Annotated in this window: 13 protein-coding genes and 1 tRNA gene; 3 read left to right on the top strand and 11 right to left on the bottom strand. The window is 67.1% G+C overall.

Features of this window, described 5'->3' with window-relative positions; translation table 11 throughout:
- Positions 1-344: 344 nt before the first annotated feature.
- The 7 genes from pknB to ACYVDK_RS01190 all read right to left on the bottom strand — a co-directional run bounded on the left by pknB (position 345) and on the right by ACYVDK_RS01190 (position 9561).
- A complete protein-coding gene (gene pknB, locus ACYVDK_RS01220) occupies positions 345-2072 on the bottom strand; it encodes a Stk1 family PASTA domain-containing Ser/Thr kinase (protein WP_460516756.1) in 1728 nt (575 codons plus the stop codon).
- Positions 2073-2224: 152 nt separating this feature from the next.
- Positions 2225-3913, bottom strand: coding sequence for a serine/threonine-protein kinase (locus tag ACYVDK_RS01215; protein WP_460516753.1), 1689 nt, complete (start codon positions 3911-3913; stop codon positions 2225-2227).
- Complete coding sequence (locus ACYVDK_RS01210) at positions 3910-5361, bottom strand: peptidoglycan D,D-transpeptidase FtsI family protein (RefSeq protein ID WP_460516751.1); 1452 nt, start codon at positions 5359-5361, stop codon at positions 3910-3912. The genes ACYVDK_RS01215 and ACYVDK_RS01210 overlap by 4 nt, the downstream gene beginning before the upstream one ends.
- Positions 5362-5523: 162 nt before the next feature.
- A complete protein-coding gene (locus ACYVDK_RS01205) occupies positions 5524-6921 on the bottom strand; it encodes an FtsW/RodA/SpoVE family cell cycle protein (protein WP_460516747.1) in 1398 nt (465 codons plus the stop codon).
- A complete protein-coding gene (locus ACYVDK_RS01200) occupies positions 6905-8149 on the bottom strand; it encodes a PP2C family protein-serine/threonine phosphatase (RefSeq protein WP_460516744.1) in 1245 nt (414 codons plus the stop codon). The genes ACYVDK_RS01205 and ACYVDK_RS01200 overlap by 17 nt, the downstream gene beginning before the upstream one ends.
- Before the next feature lie 3 nt (positions 8150-8152).
- Complete coding sequence (locus ACYVDK_RS01195; protein ID WP_460516742.1) at positions 8153-8824, bottom strand: FHA domain-containing protein; 672 nt, start codon at positions 8822-8824, stop codon at positions 8153-8155.
- Positions 8821-9561: an FhaA domain-containing protein gene (locus ACYVDK_RS01190; protein WP_460516739.1), complete on the bottom strand. Its 741-nt coding sequence runs from the start codon at positions 9559-9561 to the stop codon at positions 8821-8823. The genes ACYVDK_RS01195 and ACYVDK_RS01190 overlap by 4 nt, the downstream gene beginning before the upstream one ends.
- 334 nt (positions 9562-9895) lie before the next feature.
- On the opposite strand from ACYVDK_RS01190, the gene ACYVDK_RS01185 reads away from it, so the two are divergent.
- Positions 9896-9979, top strand: a tRNA-Leu gene (locus ACYVDK_RS01185).
- A 250-nt stretch (positions 9980-10229) separates the two neighbouring features.
- Here the strand turns inward: ACYVDK_RS01185 and ACYVDK_RS01180 are convergent.
- Entirely contained in the window at positions 10230-10610 is a 381-nt protein-coding gene (locus ACYVDK_RS01180) for a YjgN family protein (protein ID WP_460516736.1), read from the bottom strand.
- 132 nt (positions 10611-10742) lie between these two features.
- Positions 10743-11780, bottom strand: a complete 1038-nt coding sequence (locus ACYVDK_RS01175) for an alcohol dehydrogenase catalytic domain-containing protein (protein WP_460517361.1) — start codon at positions 11778-11780, stop codon at positions 10743-10745.
- A gap of 103 nt (positions 11781-11883) precedes the next feature.
- Here ACYVDK_RS01175 and ACYVDK_RS01170 point away from each other — a divergent pair, with 103 nt between their 5' ends.
- Positions 11884-12363, top strand: a complete 480-nt coding sequence (locus tag ACYVDK_RS01170) for an anthrone oxygenase family protein (RefSeq protein WP_460516733.1) — start codon at positions 11884-11886, stop codon at positions 12361-12363.
- A 130-nt stretch (positions 12364-12493) separates the two neighbouring features.
- Positions 12494-13519 (top strand): zinc-dependent alcohol dehydrogenase, encoded by a 1026-nt coding sequence (locus ACYVDK_RS01165; protein ID WP_460516730.1) that lies wholly within the window; start codon positions 12494-12496, stop codon positions 13517-13519.
- Positions 13520-13600: 81 nt separating this feature from the next.
- Here the strand turns inward: ACYVDK_RS01165 and ACYVDK_RS01160 are convergent, their stop codons facing one another.
- Positions 13601-14734, bottom strand: a complete 1134-nt coding sequence (locus tag ACYVDK_RS01160; RefSeq protein ID WP_460516727.1) for a DUF1996 domain-containing protein — start codon at positions 14732-14734, stop codon at positions 13601-13603.
- A 314-nt stretch (positions 14735-15048) separates the two neighbouring features.
- Entirely contained in the window at positions 15049-16434 is a 1386-nt protein-coding gene (locus ACYVDK_RS01155) for a glycine--tRNA ligase (protein ID WP_460516724.1), read from the bottom strand.
- Between the last annotated feature and the right edge of the window lie 26 nt (positions 16435-16460).

Below are 16460 nucleotides of genomic sequence, written 5' to 3'. Positions count from 1 at the left end.
CCGTGATGGTGGGGCGCATGCCGCCTCGGCTGCCGCATCGCCGCTTCGTCGACACTACGATTCGGAGCCGAGACTACGGTCGTTGACCGTCGTCTCGGTGCAAGGATCCTAGTGTCGGCTCGGAGATCGTAGTCTCGGCGGCTCCGCCGGCCTTCTGCGGCGGAATCCCGCACCCGCCCCCGCGTGGCCATGTGGCGCAGGGCCGGGTCGTGTCGAAGACGGTCGGGCCTGGGACAAGCCGCACGGTAGCCAACGGAAGACGCTCTTCGAGGCGGCGGCTCGTGCGCCGCCGCCGTGCGCAACCATGCGGCCAGCCAACCGCGGTGTGCCGAAGGCGCACAAAACTAACCGGTGCAGTAGGTGAACTTGATCGTCGAGCCTTGCGGGACGGGCCCGGGCGCCTGGTCCTGGTGGTTCACCGGAGCGCCGGTCTGCGTCTTGCACGACGCGTCGGCCTCGGCGTCGGGCACGAGTCCGAGCTTGGGATCTTGCAGGATGGCCGTGGCCTGCTGAACGCTCTTGCCGGTGAGGTCGGGAAGGGTCACCTGTCCGTTCGAGACCACGAAGTTGACCGTGTCGCCGTCGTGAGCAGTGGAGCCCACTGCAGGATCGGTGCTGATGACCACGTTCGCCGGCACTGTGGCGGAGTCCTGTTGGGTGATCTGCCCCATCTTGAAGCCGAGGCCTTGGAGTTCCTTCTGGGCGTCCGCGACGGACTTGCCGGCGACATCCGTCGGGACGGGCACGGGCTTGGCACCGCTGGAGACGTAGACCGTCACACTGTCGCCCTTGCTGGCGATCACCCCGGAGCCCGGGTTGGTGCCGATCACCTTGCCCTTTGCGACAGTGCTGCTCGACTCGTCGGTGAAAGTGGGGTCGAGCCGGACCTTGTGGAGGGCATCCGTCGCCTCCTTGACCGTCATGCCGGCCACAACGGGGACCTTGGCTGCGTTGTCGGCGAGTTGCTGAGTCGGGGTCTGGTTGAAGACCCACAGCAGAAGAGCGGCGATGATGACCGCGACGCTGAGCACGCCGGCCCAGATCCACAACACCGGCGGCCGGCTCTGCGTGCGCACCACCTGGTCGTCGTCGGCGAGCTGGCGCAGCGCCGCCTCGGTTGGGGTCGGGCTCGTCACCGACTCACCGAAGAGCGCCGCGTCGAACGCATCGCCGCGCTTCTTGTGTACCGGTACCTTGCCCGACGCAGCGAGCTCGAGGTCGTCCCGGAACTCGGCGGCGCTCTGGTAACGCTGGAACCGGTCCTTCGCCAGCGCACGCATCACGACCATGTCGTAGGCGGGCGACACCTTAGGGTTGATGCTGCTCGGCTTCACCGGCTGCTCGCTCACGTGTTGGTAAGCGACCGCGACGGCGGTGTCGCCGCGGAACGGCGGACGACCGGCCAGCATCTCGAAGAGCACGACGCCGGTGGAGTAGAGATCGGTGCGGGCATCCACCGTCTCGCCCTTCGCCTGCTCCGGAGAGAAGTAGCTGGCGGTGCCGAGGATGGCCGTGGTCTGGGCGACCGTCGCCGACGAGTCGCTGATGGCCCTGGCGATGCCGAAGTCCATCACCTTCACCTGGCCGGCGCGTGTGACCATGATGTTGCCGGGCTTGATGTCACGGTGCACGACACCGGCACGGTGCGAGTACTCGAGCGCGGTGAGGAGGCCGGAAGAGATGCGCGCCGCCTCAGCCGGGTCGAGCGGCCCGTTGCGCAGGATGTCGCGCAGCAGCACGCCGTCGACGTACTCCATTACGATGAACGGGGCCTGCACCTCGTTGCCCATCGCATCGCGCACGGTCTCTTCACCCGCATCGAACACGCGCACGATCGTGGGATGCGCCATGCGTGCCGCGGCCTGAGCCTCCTGCCGGAAACGAGTGCGGAACGCCGGGTCGGTCGCCAGCGACGGCTTCAACAGCTTGATGGCGACCGTGCGCCCCAAACGGATGTCGACACCCTTGTGCACATCGGCCATGCCGCCGCGCCCGATGAGTTCGGCCACACGGTATCGCCCCGCAAGCATGCGGGGTTCATCCGTGGCGGGGGTTTCGACGTCAGGCAACACTGCGAACAGTGTAATGGGGGCAGGTTGGGTCTTCCTTACACCGCGTCGAGGAGCCGGGGAACGACACGGGCATCGATCGCGGCCGCGCCGCTCAAAGGCTCAATCGGTTCGGCACCACGAGCGAGCTCGCGGTGCTCTCACCTCAATCGCCTCTACGGGGCCGGCGTGCTGGTGTCGGTTGCGGTGACCTGCAGAGGCGGCGACTGCGCGGATTCGACCGACTGACCGCAGAAGATCGTGTACGTGACGTTGTGCGGCTTCGTATCCCCGAACGTGTACTGCTGCTGCGTGCTCGTGGTCGGCCCGACGCCGGCGCCGTCGACGTAGAGTTGGCGGCCGGTCAGCGTCTGTCCCGCTGGGCACTGCGCGGAGCCGAAGTTGAAGGTGGCCGGGGTTCCCTTGGTGGCCGATCCACCGACGAGGGTGACCTTGTCCGTCGGTGCCGACGGCGGTGTCACCGGGCCGTAGATGCTCAGAGTGATCGTCTGGGTGAACGGCACATTCCCGGTCGGGTTGACCCCGTTCACCACATTGACCTTGTCGCTCGACGGTGCCGCTCCCGTGATGTTCTGCTGGAACTGCGAGTATCCCAGCGCCTTGAGAGCGTTCACTGCATCGTCGTACGACTTGCCCTTGTAGTCGGCTGCATTGATCTGCGCACTGGTGGGCTGCGACTTCGTCGGCGTCGTCTTGGGTGTGCTCGACGTCGGCGGAGCCGAGGTGTGCGTGCTCGTGGTCGTGGCCGCGGGGTTGCCGTGGTGCTGCGTGAGCAGCGCGATCAGCGTGGCGATGAGGATGATGGCCAAGAGAGCGATGAGCGCGATCAGCGGCCACGTCCACGGGCTGCGCTTCTTCTTGGTCTGTTCCGGCTCTTCTTCGGTCTCCGTCGCCGAGAGAAGCGTGGTCGCCTGCGTGTCGCCGGCTGCGGCGGCAGCTCCGCCCGGAAGGAGAAGCGTGTTGAACCGGGTCGTTTCCGTTCCTTCGCCGAGCACCGCCGGCACGGCAGCAGCAGCAGCCTGGAGGTCGCCCCGACGCAGCGCGGTCGCCGCGCGTGCGAGGTGGGCGGCGGACGACGGGCGCTCCGCGGGGTTCTTAGCGATGCATGCGTAAACCAGGTTGCGCACCGGCTCGCTGACCGTTACAGGCAGCGGTGGCGGCTGCTCGTTGATCTGCGCCATCGCGATCGCCACCTGCGATTCGCCGGTGAACGGACGACGACCGGCAAGGCATTCGTAGGCGACGATGCCGAGCGAGTAGATATCGGTGGTCGGCGACGCAGGATGTCCGGAGGCCTGCTCCGGCGACAGGTACTGCACCGTGCCCATCACCTGACCGGTCGCGGTGAGTGGAACCTGGTCGGCGATGCGGGCGATGCCGAAGTCGGTGATCTTGACCCGGCCATCCGGCGTGATGAGCAGATTGCCCGGTTTGATGTCGCGGTGCACCAGACCGGCCGCGTGCGCGGCGTGAAGCGCCGCAGCGGTCTGCGCCACGATGTCGAGCACCTTGTCGGTGGACAGTGTGTGCTCGCGCTCCAGGATGGTCGACAGCGCCTCGCCCGGCACGAGCTCCATCACGAGATAGGCGCTGCCGTCCTCCTCGCCGTAGTCGAAGACGTTTGCAATGCCCTCGTGGTTGACGAGCGCCGCGTGCCTTGCTTCCGATCGGAAGCGCTCGAGGAACGTCGGGTCGCCGAGGTATTCATCCTTGAGGATCTTGATGGCGACCTGGCGACCGATGACGAGGTCGGTGGCCTGCCACACCTCGCCCATGCCGCCGACTGCGATCCGCGACTGGAGTTCATATCGTCCGCCGAACGTGAGCCCTGCCGTGGGTCTCATTTGCCAAGCACCGCCTCAAGTACCTTCTTCGCGATCGGAGCCGCGACGGAGTTTCCGTCGCCGTTCTGACCTAGTCCGCCACCATTGTCGACCACGACCGCCACGGCGAACTGAGGATCATTCGCAGGGGCGAACCCGGTGAACCACAGCGTGTAGGGGTCTTTACTGCCGTTCTGCGCGGTACCGGTCTTACCGCCGACTTTGACCCCGTCTATTCTTGCATTGCTCGCGACCCCTTCCGAGACGTCCTTGACCATGGTCTGAGCGATGTCGTCGGCCGTGTCTTTACTGGTCGCGCGCCCGAACTGGGTGGCCTTGAACGACTCCCGGGCCTGCAGGTCGGGGGTGAGCACCGACTCGATGAGGCTCGGCTTCATCACCACACCGCCGTTGGAGATCGCCGCGGAGTTCATCGCCAGCTGCAGCGCAGTCGCCTTGTCGTCTTTCTGTCCGAATCCACTCATCGCGGTGTACGCGAGGTTGTCATAGCCGGGGTATTCGCTGGGCGAGGTGCGCATCGGCACCATGAAGCTCTGATTGAAGCCGTACTTCTCCGCCTGCGCCTTGATGGCATCCGATCCCAGCTTCATCGCGAGCTCCGCGTACGGGATGTTGCAGGAGAGGATCAGAGCGGTCTCGAGCGAGACGGTGTCGCCGGGGCCGCAGGAGCTGAACGTGTCGTTGTAGATCTTGGTGTCGGTGCCGGGAAGCGTCAGGCTCGAGGGGTTGGGCATCTGCGAGTCGAGCGTGAAGTTGCCGCTTTCGATCGCGGCCGACAGCACGACCGGTTTGAAGGTGGACCCTGGCGGGTTCAGCTCGTTGATCGACTTGTTCACGAGCGGATTGCCTGGTGCGCTGAGCAGCTGCTGGTAGGTGGCATCCACTTGCTTGACGTCGTGCACCGCCAGCGTGTTGGGATCGAAGTCGGGCTTGGAGACCATGGCGAGGATGCGGCCGGTCTTCGGTTGCAGCAGCACGACGGCACCCTGTTGCGAGCCGAGTGCATCGAACGCTGCCTTCTGGGCGACCGGGTCGATCGTCAATTCCACCGAGTTGCCCTGCGGATGCTTGCCGGTCACGAGATTCTGCAGCTGGCTGAAGAAGTCGTCGTTCGACGTTCCGCTCAGCTCGCTGTTCATCGCACCCTCGACACCGGTCGGCGCACCGCTGATCGGGAAGAAGCCGGTGACCGAGGAGTACAGGGGTCCCTGGGGGTACTGACGCTGGTAGTTGTAGGAGTCGTTGCTCGGCATCGACTGCGCCACAGGCTGACCCGCCACGAGGATCGAACCCCGCTGCACTTTGTAACTGTCGTCGAGGGTTCGCGTGTTGCGGGCATCCGCGTTGAGACTGTCGGCCGCCCCGACCTGGATGATCGATGTCGAGACGAACAACGCCAGGAACATGCACAGCACCACGATGCTGACCCGCTTGATCTCCTTGTTCATGAGGTCATGCCCCCCACATCGAGGCGGGCTGCGGTGTTCCCAGCGCGCCCGATCGCGGCGTCCTCGTCGTCGAACTCACGACCCGTGGGCCCTTCCTCCTCGTCCTTCCGATCGAACGCGCTGAGCGCGTCCTCGCTCCGTCTCGATGTGTGCGCCATGACCTCACACCACCAGCCTGGGTTGATTGCGGACGGTGTCGGAGAGGCGCAGCAGCAGGGCGGCGATGATCCAGTTGGCGACCAGTGAAGAACCTCCCGCAGCGAGGAACGGCGTGGTGAGTCCTGTTTCGGGGATGACCCTGGTGATGCCGCCGATCACGATGAAGACCTGAAGGGCCAACGTGAAGGCGAGGCCGACGCTGAGAAGCTTGCCGAAGTCATCCTGGCTGCCGAAACCGATGCGGAACCCGCGCGAGACGAACAGCAGGTAGAGACAGAGGATGGCGAACAGCCCGATGAGGCCGAGCTCCTCGCCCAGGCTGGCGATGATGTAGTCGCTCTCGGCCAGCGGCGTGATGTTGGGCTGTCCCTGGCCGAGTCCCGTGCCGAGCAGTCCGCCGTGGGCGAGCCCGAAGATGCCCTGCACCAGCTGGTAGCTGCCCCCGGTGGCGTTGTAGACATGATCGTTGAACGGGTTCAGCCAGTTCTGGAACCGACCCTGAACGTAGTCGAGGATGCGGCTGGCGACGAACGCGCCGCCGACGAAGAGTACGAGACCCATGACGACCCAGCCGATTCGCGCGGTCGCGACGTACAGCATCACGAGGAACAAGCCGAAGTAGAGCAGGCCGGTGCCGAGGTCGTGCTGGAACACGATCACGGCCATCGAGATGGCCCAGAGCACGAGGATCGGACCGAGGTCGCGCAGCCGGGGAAACCGGATGCCGAACACCTTCTTGCCCACCATCGACAGAGAGTCGCGCGCCTGCACGAGATAGCCGGCGAAAAAGATCGCCAACGTGATCTTGGCGATCTCGCCCGGCTGAAAGCTGAACGGCCCGATGCCGATCCATACCCGGGCGCCGTTCACATCGCGTCCGATCAGCGGCAGCATGGGCAGGATGAGCAGCACGAGCGAACTGACGCCGAAGACGTAGATGTAGCGCTGCAGCACGCGATGGTTGCGGATGACGACGATGACACCCATGGCGCAGATGACGGCGATGGCGGTCCACACGATCTGGCGCACGGCAGCAGACTCCCAGCCGGAAGCACCCCTTGCGATGTCGATGCGGTAGATCTCGGCGATGCCGACCCCGTTGAGAAGGGTCGCGATCGGAAGAATGAAGGGGTCGGCATCTTGCGCCAGGTACCGCATGACGACGTGCATCCCCACCACGAGCGCCGAGAGCCCGGCGCCCAGGTAGATGAGCGTGAAGTCGAGGTGCCCGAGCGCGCCCAGCTCGACGAGAGCGATCGCCACGGCGTTGATCGCGCACGCGAAGATCAGCAGGCCGAGTTCGACGTTGCGCAGCTTCTTGGGCAGGCGGATGCGCCGCACCCGCGCGGTGGTAGCGCCGGAGCGGGCGGTGCGAGCCGTCGCGCTAGCCGGAGCTGTCACTGGAAAGCTGCCTCACGATGCGCGTGGCGTCGGCCAAGGACGACGCGTTGATGGTGTCTTCGACCTGTTGCTTCTCGTAGGCGCTCAGGCCGTCGACCAGGATGTCGGTCTTGGTGTGCACGTGTGAGAGCGCGATGGGTCCGAGGTTCTGCTGCACACCCTGGAAGATGGCGACCTTGCCCTGCGACTCGCCCACGAAGTAGCGGGACTGGGTCCACTCGTAGCCGAGGATTCCGGCGAGAACGATGGCGACCAGCAGGAGGATGCCGCTGAGCATCCAGGTGAGCCTGCGCCGCCGCACCCTGCGCTGATCCTCCTCGATGAGCTCGTCGAGGTAGTCATCGGTCTGCGCTTCGAAGTGCGTGGGGCCCGTCGCCTGCCGGGGCGGATGCAAGCGCAGTGCGGGCAGGCGAAGCGCGCGGGTGTGCGCGGAGGGCTCCTGCTCGAAGTGCACGGGGGCGGATGCCGAGCCCACTGTGACCGGTTCCCGCACACCGTCGACCGCGCGGTCGATGTCGACGATGACGACGGTGACGTTGTCGGGGGCGCCGGCATCCAGGCTCGCCCGAACCAGGCGATCGGCGGCCGCCTTCGGGGAGTCGACGTGCGCGAGCACGGCCTGGATGACCTCCTGCTTGACAACGCCGCTCAGCCCGTCCGAGCAGATCAGCCATCGGTCGCCCGGCAGCGTCTCGACCGTCCAGGTATCGATCTCTGGAGAGGAATCGACGTCGCCGAGCACGCGCATGAGCACGGAGCGCCGGGGGTGGGTGAGTGCCTCCTCTTCGGTGATGCGCCCGGTGTCGACGAGTCGCTGCACGAACGTGTGGTCGACGGTGACCTGCTTCAGCTCGCCGTCACGCATGAGGTAGATGCGTGAATCGCCGATGTGGGCGAGGGCGACCTTGCCGTCGACGCGGATGAGCGCGCTGACCGTTGTGCCCATTCCGGTGAGCTCCGGATGCTCGAACACGGTCTCGGCGAGCAGCCCGTTGGCCGCCAGCAGTGCGGACTGCAGCGCTACCTGGGCGTCCTCCGCTGTCGGGTAGTCGTGGTCGATCTCCTTGATGCGATTGGTCGCGATCGCCGACGCCACATCGCCGCCGGCATGACCGCCCATGCCGTCCGCCACCAGGAAGAGAGAGGCTCCGACATAGCCGGAGTCCTGGTTGTTCGAGCGCACCTTGCCCACGTGCGACGCCGCAGCGGCCCTGATCGAGGACACCACCCGCTACCGCCGCAGCTCGAACGTCGTCGTGCCGATCTTGACGGGAGCGTCGAGGGGAACCTGGGTGGGAACGGTCACGCGCTGTCCATCGAGGAACGTGCCGTTCGTGGAGTCGAGGTCTTGAATCATCCACTCGTTGTTCCACAGCATCAGACGTGCGTGATGGGTGGATGTGTAGTCGTCGCGGATGACCAACCCCGACTCGCCGGAGCGGCCGATGGTGATCGGCTCGGTGCCGAGCGCCACCTCGGTGCCGCGTCGCGGCCCGGACGTGATGACGAGCTTGTTGGCGGTGAGCACGGTGGCCATCGGGCGGTTGGGGAAACTTGTGCGACCGGTGAATGCGCCGGTCGGTTCGTCCCGCCGGTTGGACGGGGGCCGTTGCTGCTCGACCGACCCCGTGTTCGGGCGGGCGAGGCCGGCCAAAGGATGATCCGGAGTGGCGATCGAACCGGCACCGACGATGCCTGCTGCCGGCGTCGGGATGGATGCCGGGGCGGGGCGCGCGGAGGCGACGTTCGCGAACGGGCTGGGCTGGGCATCCGCCTGCAATTTGCGCACTCGCTGACCGAACAGGTCGCTGCGCAGGGCGTAGACGATGGCGAACACGAAGAGCCACAGCAGCAGGAGGAATCCGATGCGCAGCACCAAAAGGGTGAGCGTGCTGACGGTCATCGCTGCCAGAACCCGTCGATGTCGTTTCGGCGGGTGACGTCGTCGGGCTCGCGCGCTGAGGGGCGGCGAGCGGACGCCTGCGGCAGCACTCGGAAGACGATGCGTGTGCGTCCGATGGTGATGACGGAGTCGGGCTCGAGCACGGCCTTCTTGACCGGCTCGCCGTTGAGCTGCGATCCATTCGTGGAGCCCAGGTCGCGCACCTGGGCGTGCGAGCCGTCCCACGCGATCTCGATGTGCTTGCGGGAGGTGCCGCTGTCATCCACCGTGATGTCGGCCTCGCGTCCGCGGCCGACGACGGTGCGGCCCTTCGTCAGTGGGTAGCGTTTGCCCGCGATGTCGAGCACCGGCACCCAGGCGACGTCGCCCTTCACGTTCTGCGACTCGACGCGCAGGATGCCCGTGGACAGCGAGTCGTCTGGCTGCATGGTGACCGAGATGCCACCGGCGAACTGGTAGTGCTGCTTGCGCGCGTGCTGCTGCACGAAATCGGTGAGCTCATCGGTGAGCGCTGGGCCCATGGCTCTCATGCGCTTGTAGTCGCCTGGTGCGAGGCTCAGGACGAAGTCGTTCGGGGCCAGGATGCGGTCGCGCGTGACCACGGCCGCCTTCGTGTCGAGTTCGTGGCGAAGAGCACTGGTGAGTTCGACAGGCTGCAGCCCGGATCGGAAGGTCTTCGCGAACGCACCATTGACGGCGCGTTCGAGGCCCTTCTCGAAACTGTCCAGAATGCCCACAGGTCTCCCGATCTGCCCGACGACTATGTGCATGTTAGCCGCAGACCGTGTGAAGGGCCCCGGGCACGGCTGCGGTGCGGCGGGGGTTGGTCTCGTGTCGCGGTGGGGATCGGTGTTGGTCGCGGTGGGATCGGGTGCGGCGGTTGGCGCTGAGCGCGTTGCATCCGGCGTCAACATGACTGATCGCGCTCTCCTGCCGAGAACATGCCAGACCGGCATGCTTTCGGCAGGATGTCATGCCGAGTGTCTGCGATCTGTCACGCGGGACGCGAAATGGCGCGACCAGACAGCGCATGCTAATCTCGCTGGGTTGGTACGGAAGTGCCGACGATCGGCGCGAGTGGCGGAATAGGCAGACGCGCACGGTTCAGGTCCGTGTGCCCGAGAGGGCGTGGGGGTTCAACTCCCCCCTCGCGCACGAAACGAGAAAGACCCCGGGAAACCGGGGTCTTTCTCGTTTCGCACGCGAGGGCGGACGCGAAGCCGCACTTGGGGGTGGGCCCCCATCGCCGGCGGCTCCGCGCGCCGCGCAGCGGCCTGTGGAGGGGCGATAGGGACAACTCCCCTCTCGCGCACGATACAAGGAATGACCCCGGGAATCCGGGGGTCATTCCTTGTATCGAACCGAAGGGACCACGAGAACGTGCCAGACCCTGGGGTGGGCTTCGCTATGCACCGACGCCGTGCGGCACAGTCACGGTGGATCCGGGCAGGAGGGACTGGAGCGGGGCGACTGGCGCAGCGAACTCGGTGTTGACGGTGACCCAGCGCTGCAGACGCGGACCAACCCAGAACAGGTAGATTCCGAACGTCACAATCGATAGCAGCAGCCACTTGATCCAATGGCCGAAGAGCCCGACCGCGGAGCCGGTGAAGACGAGCTGTTGCCCGTCGATGTAGGTGTGCTTCGCCCGCCACCGCTCCTTGAGCACAAGAGCGAACGGATAGCAGATGCCTAGCGTGATCACCGTGAGGAAGAAGCCGAGGATGATCGTGCCCACGTACGTCGCGGCGCCTCCGTCGAATGTGAATCGTTTTTGCTGGGACATTCGAAGTCCTTCCTATCGGTGGTTTCGCGGAGCCCTTTGCGCCGGATCGTCACGACCATACGGCGGCCACGTTCCGCGCTCCGCTCCCCAAAGGAGGGGTCGCGTGACGACCGCAATAGGGGGTCAGCGCCGTCACACCCGCGCGATCGTGATGCCCGCGCTCGCCGTCTGCGCAGCATCCATCGCGACGAGCGCGTCGATGGCACCCTCGAGGTCGGTGGTCGAACCGATGAGCCGGGCGGGGTCGAAGCGCCCGTCGGCGATCATCCTGAGCATCTCCGGGTAATCGCGGGCACTCATGCCGTGCGATCCGGCGACGGTGAGCTCCCACGCGATCACCCGATCCCACGGCAGAGGCGCGGCGGCATCGTCGCCGAGCATCAGGCCGATCTGCACGTGCGTGCCACGGCGGCGCAGGCTTCGCACAGCGGATGCCGCGGTGCCGGCCGAGCCCAGCGCGTCGACGGTCACGTGGGCGCCGCCGTTCGTCGCCTCGATGACCGCTTGCTCGAGTGGGCCGCCGGCAGAGCGGATGCCGTGAGTCGCGCCGAGCTCGCGCGCCCGGCTGAGTGCGGCATCCGACACGTCGACCGCCGTGACTGTGGCGCCGAGCGCGGCAGCGATCATCACGGCCGAGAGTCCGACGCCGCCGCAGCCGACGACGGCCACCTCGTCGCCGGTACGCACCCGGGCGACGGCGGTCAGCGCGCGGAAGGCGGTCGCGAAGCGGCAGCCGAGGGAAGCGGCGGCATCCGTGGTGACGGCGTTCGGCAACGCGACCAGGTTGGTGTCTGCGGCGGTGACGACCACGTACTCGGCGAACGATCCGGCGCGGGTGAAGCCGGGCTGCGTCTGGTTCGGGCACACCTGGGCGTCGCCATGCAGGCACCATTCGCAATGGCCGCAGCCGTTGACGAAGGGCGCGGTCACGCGATGGCCGGGCGCGAAGCCGGTGACATCCGAGCCGACGCGCGCGACGACCCCAGCGAACTCGTGGCCCGGGATCATCGGCAACGGCACCGGGTCATGCCCGCGCCAGGCGTGCCAGTCGGAGCGGCAGACGCCGGTCGCTTCGACCTGCACGAGCGCACCGTCGAGTGGGCATTCGGGAACCGCCACCTCGCGGATGCCCGGCCGCCCGCCCACCTCGTCGTACACGACCGCGCGCATCGTCTCCGTCACCCGCTCATTCTCGTCGCGTGGTTCGCGCGCTCGTCGCCGCACCCTTTCGATCGGTTCGCCCGCCGTCGCCGGCCTCCACTACCGTCGACGCATGCAGGACATCCTCACCACGACCGCCTTCGTCGCAGCGACGGTCTCGACCGGGCTGCTCGCCGGCGTGTTCCAGCTCTACGCCTTCGCCGTGATGCCCGGTCTCCGCCGCGTGGACGATCGCACGTTCGTCACGGCGTTCGCGGCGCTCGACCGGGCGATCGTGAATCCGTGGTTCCTGCTGGTGATCTTCTTCGGGGCGCCGGTGCTGTGCGCGCTCGCCGCCGTCGCCGCGTGGGGCGAGGCGGGCGGCGTCTGGGCGACCGGCGCGCTTGCCGGCACCGCGGCATCCGTGATCATCACGGTCGCGGTGCACCTGCCGGTGAACAACGCGCTCAAGTCCGCCGCGGCGGCATCTGCAGTGGACGCCGCGTCGGTACGCCGTCGGTTCGGTGAGGCACGGTGGGCCGCGTGGAACGTGGCGCGCGCCGTGCTCAGCACGGCCAGTGCGGTCGGGCTCGGAATCGGCTTGGCGCAGTGAGCGGTCGTCGCCGGGCGGGCACGGGGAAGTATCCCGGCGATTGCGCCACTTTGCAGTGATTGCGCCCGAAATCGTGGCGCAGTCACGACAATGTGGCGCAATCAAGCAACGCTGAAGTTGGGAGGCAGCAGTGCGTGCGTTCGTGATCACGGGGCCCGGCAAGGCCGAGGTGGCCGACGTGCCGGAGCCGGTCGCGGCGCCCGGCGAGGTGGTCGTCGACGTGCGGCGGGCGGGCGTCTGCGGCACCGACGTCGAGTTCTACACCGGCAACATGGCGTACCTGCACGACGGCAACGCGAGGTATCCGGTGCGGATCGGGCACGAGTGGGTGGGCGTGGTCACCGGGCTCGGGCCAGGAGCGGATGCCTCGTGGCTGGGCCGCCGCGTTATCGGAGACACCATGCTCGGCTGCGGGCACTGCCGCTTGTGCCGCAGCGGCCGGCAGCACGTGTGCGCCGAGCGCGAGGAGGTGGGCATCCGGCGCGGACGTGCGGGTGCGCTGGCCGAGCGGATCGCGGTGCCGGCGACCTCGCTGCACGCACTGCCCGACTCGGTCGACGACGTGCTCGGCGCCCTCGTCGAGCCTGCCGGCAACGCGCTGCGCGCCACGCAGGCTGCGCTCGCACTCGCCTCCGGCGGTAAGGCCGAACGCGTGCTCGTCGCCGGACCGGGAACCATCGGGCTGCTCGCCGCGATGTTCGTGCGCGCGGCGGAACGAGACGTTCACCTCGTCGGGGTGTCGCAGGCATCCGTCGACTTCGCCCACTCCTTGGGCTTCACGGCATGGCTCGGCTGGGATTCCATGCCCGACACTCCTTTCGACGCCGTGATCGACGCGGCGACGGATGCCTCCACCGCATCCCGTGCCGTCGACCTCGTGCAGCCGGGCGGTCACGTGGTGTACATCGGAATCGCGTCGAGCCCGAGCACGGTCGACACGCGAACGCTGCTGCTGAAGGATGTCACGGCCACCGGCGTCCTCAGCGCGTCACCGGGGCTGGATGCCGCGATCGCCGCATTCGCCTCGGGTGCCGTCGATGGCCGCCCGCTGGTCGCCGCCACGGTGAGTCTCGACCACGTGGAGGCGGTGCTGGCCGGCCGGCATCCCGCAGACGCCGGGCCCGGCCCGAAGGTGCACGTCGACCCGCGGCTGTGATTCCCGCCGGTTGAGCTTGTCGGAACCCGCCCGTGCCGTGAGGGCGGTTTCGTCGGGCTCAACCGGCGGGTTTCGACGGGCTCAACCGGCGGTAGTCGGGGTGGGCGTCGACGTGCCCATGTGCATCATGTGGTTCTTGTGCTGCCGCGCCTTCGTCGGCTCCGCCTTGCCGCCCTGCGGTGTGGCATCCGGCCCGGTGACGGGCCCGCACCGGGTCTGCGTGTCGATGCAGGCTGCGGTGTCGGCGTTCATGCGCTGCTGCGTCCATCCGTTCATGAAGTCGGCGTGGCCGGTCGTGGCCGGTCCCCGGTTGTTCGGGCCGATCGAGAGTGTGATGCCGCTGCCGCTGTGCGTCGGGTAGTACACGTGGAACACGATCTGCGGAATCTGAACCGGATGCGACGAAGGGCACGCGCCGTTCGAGGCCGCGTACACCACGTTCTGCTGGCCCTTGCCGTTCAGGCTGTGGCCATCCCAGCAGTTCGGGAACGTGACCACCAGGCGCACGTAGTGTCCGGCTGTGCAGTCGTGCGGTGCATTAGAAGCAGGCATCGCCTTCTCGTTCTTTCCTTGCGTGCACGTCCAGTCGATGATCTTGTCGCTCTGCGGCGTCGTGGCCTTCTCGTCGCCGGCGATCATCGTCATGCCCTGCGGCATGGCCTGCACGTGCTTCGCGGAAGCCGCAGGAGCCCGCCAGTAAATCAGCGCGCTCGAGGGCTTCAGTGCCGTGCCGTTCTGGTACAGCACCGGAAGCCAATAGGCGGAGGAGTCGGCCGTGGTGGTGCACGATGTCGACTTGCCGACGAGGTCGGACGTCACGGTCGAAGCGGTCGGCTGGGTGAAGCCGAAGAAGTCGTGCTGCATGGATGCCCCGGTCATGCCGGGCATCATGATCGGGTCGTCGGGCGCCTCCTTCGTCATCGGGCAGCGGTCGGTGAAGATACCGGGGTTCCTGCCGCCGGTCGGAAAGCCCGCTGTGTTCACGGATGCCGCACCCTGCGTCGTCAGCGGATGCGACGCGGATGCCGAGCTGATCGCCAGTGTCGTCGCCGACGATGCTCCCGCGATGGCCAGGCTGCCGACCACGGCGACCGCGACGATCAGCGGGATGCGCCAGTTCCGGCGCTGCCGTCCGGACGGCGAGCCCTGCTGCGGGTCGGACGGCGAGCGCTGCTGCGGACCGGTCGGTGGGATGTCACCTGGTGTGTTCGTCACGCTGCCAGGCAACACCGCGCACGTTCGCTGCACCCCCCGCGAATGTCAGGATTCGGTAAGGCGTTGCTGGATGCGCCCCGCCGGTTCAGCTTGGGCCCCCAACGCCGGAGGCTCCGCGCGCCGCGCAGCGACGGGTGGAGGGGCGTTAGGGGAGCGGAGCCGGTCCGCTTGTGCGGTGGTTTCGACAAGCTCAACCAGCGACAAGCTCAACCAGCGACAAGCGAGAAGCGAGAAGCGAGAAGCGAGAAGCGAGACGCGGGGTGCGGGACGCGGGGTGCGGGAAGTGGGACGCGGGGTGCGGGAACTCGCCGGCGTCAGCGCTCCTTCAGGTGCTCCGTGAGGTAGGCATCCAGTCCCTCGATCGGGATGCGCTCCTGGCCCATGCTGTCGCGGTCGCGCACCGTGACCGCGTTGTCGTCGAGCGAGTCGAAGTCGACCGTCACGCAGTACGGCGTGCCGATCTCGTCTTGCCGTCGGTAGCGGCGGCCGATGGCGCCGGAGTCGTCGAACTCGACGTTGCGGTGCCGGCGCAGGTCGGAGGCGAGCCCCCGCGCCAGTGGCGAAAGCCTCTCGTTGCGCGACAGAGGCAGCACGGCCGCCTTCACGGGCGCCAGGCGCGGGTCGAGCTTGAGCACGGTACGGATGTCGGTGCCGCCCTTCGCATTCGGCGCCTCCTCCTGGTGGTAGGCATCCACCAGGAACGCCATCAGCGACCGGGTCAGGCCGAACGCCGGCTCGATCACGTAGGGCACGAACCGCTCATTGCGGCCCTGATCGAAGAACGACAGGTCTTTGCCGGAGTGCTCCGCGTGCGTGGAGAGATCGAAGTCGGTGCGGTTGGCCACACCCATCAGCTCGCCCCAGTCGCCGCCGGTGAAGCCGAACCGGTACTCGATGTCGATCGTGCGCTTCGAGTAGTGCGACAGCTTGTCTTTCGGATGCTCGAACCGCCGCAGGTTCATCGGGTCGACTCCGAGGTCGGTGTACCAGTCCCAGGCGTTGTCGATCCAGTAGTCGAACCACTTCTCGTCGTCGCCCGCCTCCACGAAGAACTCGAGCTCCATCTGCTCGAACTCGCGCGTGCGGAAGATGAAGTTGCCCGGGGTGATCTCGTTGCGGAAGCTCTTGCCGATCTGGCCGATGCCGAACGGCGGCTTCATGCGCGATGACTGCACCACGTTCGCGAAGTTCACGAAGATGCCCTGCGCGGTCTCGGGGCGCAGGTACTGCAGACCCGATTCATCCTTCACGGGGCCCAGGTACGTCTCGAGCATCATGTTGAAGTCGCGCGGCGGGGTCCACTGGCCACGGGTGCCGCAGTTCGGGCAGACGATGTCGCCCATTCCGTTCTCGGGTGCGCGGCCCTTCTTCGCCTCGAACGCCTCGATCAGGTGGTCTTCGCGAAAGCGCTTGTGGCAGTGCAGGCACTCCACGAGCGGGTCGTTGAAGACGCCGACGTGACCGGATGCCACCCACACCTGCCTGGGCAGGATCACGCTGGAGTCCAGGCCGACCACATCGTCGCGACCGGTGACCATGGTCTGCCACCACTGCCGCTTGATGTTCTCCTTCAGCTCGACGCCGAGGGGGCCGTAGTCCCACGCCGAACGCGATCCGCCGTAGATCTCACCCGACTGGAAGACGAACCCGCGGTGGCGGGCGAGGGCGATGACGGCATCGAGCGCGTTCTGATCGGGCATGGATGTGCCTTTCACGGCTGGCGGAG

This window comes from Humibacter antri (genome assembly GCF_054777235.1).
This window is presented reverse-complemented; position numbering and strand designations above follow the sequence as displayed.